Below are 3,643 nucleotides of genomic sequence, written 5' to 3'. Positions count from 1 at the left end.
CATGGCTTCGAAGACGGTTTTGGCGATTTTGCCACTGATCACATCGGTGTCCAGCAGCTTCAACAGCCCGGTCAGGTGTGTCGGCGAGACCGGAGCGTCTGCAATGTCCAGTCCCCTGGCGTTGAGCAGACCCAGCAGGTCACCCATGACCCAGTTGGCCACCGTTTTGGGCTGATCGAATTCGGCCAGGCAGGCTTCGAAATAGTCGGCCAGCTCGCGGCTTCCGGTCAATACCCGGGCATCGGCGGATGGCAGGCCGTAGTCGGCCATATAGCGGGCCTGGCGCTGGGTTGGAAGCTCGGGCATCTGGGCGCGCATGCGTTCGATCCACGCCTCGTCGATCACCAGGGGCAGCAGATCCGGATCGGGGAAATAGCGATAATCATGGGCATCCTCCTTGCCGCGCATGGACACGGTCTGCCCCTTGTCCGGCTGCCACAGGCGGGTCTCCTGGTCCATCTGGCCGCCATCGAGAAGGATCTCCTTCTGGCGGGCGATCTCAAAATAGATGGCCTTTTCCACGTGCTTGAAGGAGTTGAGGTTTTTCACTTCGGCCCGGGTGCCGAAGACGGTTGACCCTTGGGGCATGATGGAAACGTTGGCGTCGCAGCGGAAGCTGCCCTCCTCCATGTTGCCGTCGCTGATATCCAGGTATCGCAGGATGGCGCGCAGTTGGCGCAGGTATTCGCCGGCGGCCTCGGGGCTGCGAATGTCCGGTTCGCTGACGATTTCCATCAGCGGCACACCGGTTCGGTTCAGGTCGACCCGACTGATGGGGCGGTCCGGATCGTGGATGAGCTTTCCGGCATCTTCTTCCATGTGAATGCGGGTGATGCCGATACGCAGGGACCGTCCGTCAATCTCGATGTCCAGGTGACCGTCGGTGGCGATGGGCAGTTCGTATTGGGAGATCTGGTAACCCTTGGGCAGGTCAGGGTAAAAATAGTTCTTGCGGGCGAAGCGGCTTTCCGCCTGGATGGTGCATTGGGTGGCCAGGGCCATTTTGATGGTGTAATCGACCACCTTTTTATTGAGTACCGGCAACACCCCGGGCATTCCCAAGCACACCGGACAGGTGTGGGTATTCGGCGGTGCACCGAAAGCGGTGGAGCAACTGCAGAAAATCTTCGTGCGGGTTTTCAGCTGAGCGTGAACTTCCAAACCGATAACTGGGGTGAATTCCATCTGATCGTTCCATCACTGTTGTTGCCTGGTTGGCGAATTTTCGTGAAACCTCCCTGAAACCGCGCAAAGGCATGCATTAGCATCAACGGCGAAGATTGTAAAGATGGGTGTAGCCGCGCTTTAATATGTCCTTGCCAGGTATAAAAAAGGGAGGCATCCAGAACGCTTTTCTGGTATATAGCGGAAAGGTGGGATTACCGATTGCCTGGAGACAAGGTCAACCCATAGACAATAAATCCGGAACGGTGAACCCTGAACCTGTGAACGCCCTTCGGCAGTTTCTTGACCGGCGGCCATCGGACAAATAATTGTTCTTGCATGACCGTTTAAACCCCTCACCACCAAAGGAGGACAGACATGGCCGAAACGGTTATCGTTGAGATGTTGGAGAATCACATCGGTGAAATCACCCTGAACCGCCCGGAGAGCCTGAATACGTTCACAATGCCCCTGGCGTCGGAACTCAATGCGGCCTTGCTTCGGCTGGACGGTGAACCGGCGGTGAGGATCATTATCCTCAAAGGTGCCGGCAAGGCCTTTTGCGCGGGCATCGACGTGGGGGATTTCTTCGGCAAGAGTACTTTGGAATACCGGGAGTGGATCACCCACATGGAAACCCCCCTGGAGACGATCAGCCGCATGAAAAAACCGGTGATGGCACAGGTCCACGGCGTGGCTGCGGCCAATGGTGCCGGCCTGGTGGCTGCCTGCGACCTGGCCATTGCTGCCGACAACGCCCGCATGGGCCTGACCGCCATCAATGTGGGCCTCAACTGCGTGGGGCCCGTGATTCCGGTCACCCGATCCGTGGGACGCAAGCGGGCCATGGAAATGCTGCTCTATGGGGAGTTGTTCAAGGCCCCGGCGGCGATGGAGATGGGATTGATCAACAAGGTCGTGCCGGCGGATGATCTGGAGATGGAAGCCCGGCGCTGGGCCGCCGTGCTGGCCGCCAAGAGTCCTGTGGCCGTTCAGAACGCCAAGTCAGCCTTCTATGCCGCCGCCGACCTGAATTACGACAAGGCCTTTGCCTACATGAACGAAGCCTTCGCCCGGTTGTGCTCCTCCGAAGACGCCAAAGAGGGCGTCTCGGCCTTTCTTGAAAAACGCAAACCGCAATGGCAGGAGAAGTAACACCATTCCGGTCGTACATGGATCCGTTGACCTGGTCTAACAGGGTGTTGAAAAACGTCATGAGTACAGCTACGACTCGGTTAAATTTGGCGAAAACGGGATTTATTCCGAGGGTTTACCCCCTTTTGAACGGAGTGGCGCCCGTGCACCGATGCAGGTGTGATTTCCCACCTAATACTGAATCTTCAGACAAGGAGCGGTAACAATGATCAGAATCCACATCCGCCGGCGTGTATCCGAGGACAAAGAAGAAGCGTTGATGACGCTGATCAACCAGATGCGGTCGACGATCGTGGGCAGTCCCGGTTATGTGTCCGGCGAAACGCTGAAACGGATCGATCAACCGGGTGAGGTTCTGGTGATATCGAAATGGCAATCCCAATTCTACTGGAAACAGTGGCATGCGAGCCGGGAGCGCGCAGCCCTGCAGGCCGACATCGACCAGTTGCTGGGAGATGAGACCCAGTACGAGATTTACGAATATGAATAGACATACAAAGATCAGCAAAAAACCGGTTTAATGCCGGCGCCCGTCGCATGTGAGCACGCTCGCCAGGTCCGGTGATCACATCTTTTTTACCTTGGTGATCATTTTGTCGAACATTTCAACCTCGACGACCGGAGAGGTGGTAAAAGAGATCCCGGTCAAGGTGTTCAGGGCCACCGACGTGGCAAAGGCGTTGTCCGCATCCGGAAAATCAAGCGTAAAAACCAGGTCGTGCTTGCCCATGACCGCATACATGGATACGATTTTCCCGCCGTTGGCCTTGATCACTTCAACGGCCTTTTCGGTCCTTTCCGGGCTGATGTTTTGCATGGCTTGCGTCGTGTATTTTCCAAACATCATGAAAATCGGCATTTTTTCCTCCTTTGAATAGGATGGGTGATTGACGAAAAATAGTCGATTCCATATAGACTTTAAGATCGCAAGTCGGTTCGAGGTCGTCTCATACGGGGCCGAGCTGAAAAGATCTGCACGCATGGCAACAAGAGAAAGAGGTTAAACGAGGCGCTAAAAAGGGTTGAACAGCCATTTGCCGATACCGGCGCGGCATTCGATGCAAGGGTGAGGGACCGTAGAAATCAACAGCTAAACGGATTATAAACGAAAATGATGGGTGCGGCAAGGCTCCGATCCTCTGGATGGCAGATCCAATATGCCAAAAAAAACTGCTGACGGGTGTCAATCCGTCTCAATGGCCTTGCTTTCAGGCATCCGCCGGACCATAAGGGCGGATTTGAGGAATAAGACGAACTGAAAGTGACTGCAGCATGAAAAATGGCATTCTTGGAATCATGGCCCTGGGCATGATCTCGGCGATCT

The 3,643-nt window shown here is 55.5% G+C and carries 4 protein-coding genes; 2 read left to right on the top strand and 2 right to left on the bottom strand.

Annotated elements, in window-relative coordinates; all coding sequences use genetic code 11:
- Window positions 1-1,185 (bottom strand): Asp-tRNA(Asn)/Glu-tRNA(Gln) amidotransferase subunit GatB (gatB, locus tag ABYV26_RS22950; RefSeq protein ID WP_372683681.1); only part of this gene is annotated, 1,185 nt, incomplete at its 3' end.
- 357 nt (window positions 1,186-1,542) lie between these two features.
- On the opposite strand from gatB, the gene ABYV26_RS22945 reads away from it, so the two are divergent.
- Complete coding sequence (locus tag ABYV26_RS22945; RefSeq protein WP_372683680.1) at window positions 1,543-2,319, top strand: enoyl-CoA hydratase/isomerase family protein; 777 nt, start codon at window positions 1,543-1,545, stop codon at window positions 2,317-2,319.
- 205 nt (window positions 2,320-2,524) lie between these two features.
- A complete protein-coding gene (locus ABYV26_RS22940; protein WP_372683679.1) occupies window positions 2,525-2,809 on the top strand; it encodes an antibiotic biosynthesis monooxygenase in 285 nt (94 codons plus the stop codon).
- A gap of 75 nt (window positions 2,810-2,884) precedes the next feature.
- Here the strand turns inward: ABYV26_RS22940 and ABYV26_RS22935 are convergent, their stop codons facing one another.
- Window positions 2,885-3,178 carry a GYD domain-containing protein gene (locus ABYV26_RS22935; RefSeq protein WP_372683678.1) on the bottom strand — a complete coding sequence of 98 codons (294 nt, stop codon included), beginning with the start codon at window positions 3,176-3,178 and terminating at the stop codon, window positions 2,885-2,887.
- Between the last annotated feature and the right edge of the window lie 465 nt (window positions 3,179-3,643).

It is taken from the genome of Desulfosarcina sp. (genome assembly GCF_041551955.1).
In the GTDB taxonomy this organism is placed as follows: Bacteria; Desulfobacterota; Desulfobacteria; order Desulfobacterales; family Desulfosarcinaceae; genus Desulfosarcina.
This window is presented reverse-complemented; position numbering and strand designations above follow the sequence as displayed.

Bases quoted from the DNA above. Each gene is read 5' to 3' on its own strand.
- ABYV26_RS22945 (WP_372683680.1), top strand. From the start codon at position 1,543: ATGGCCGAAACGGTTATCGTTGAGATGTTGGAGAATCACATCGGTGAA.
- ABYV26_RS22940 (WP_372683679.1), top strand. From the start codon at position 2,525: ATGATCAGAATCCACATCCGCCGGCGTGTATCCGAGGACAAAGAAGAA.
- ABYV26_RS22935 (WP_372683678.1), bottom strand. From the start codon at position 3,178: ATGCCGATTTTCATGATGTTTGGAAAATACACGACGCAAGCCATGCAA.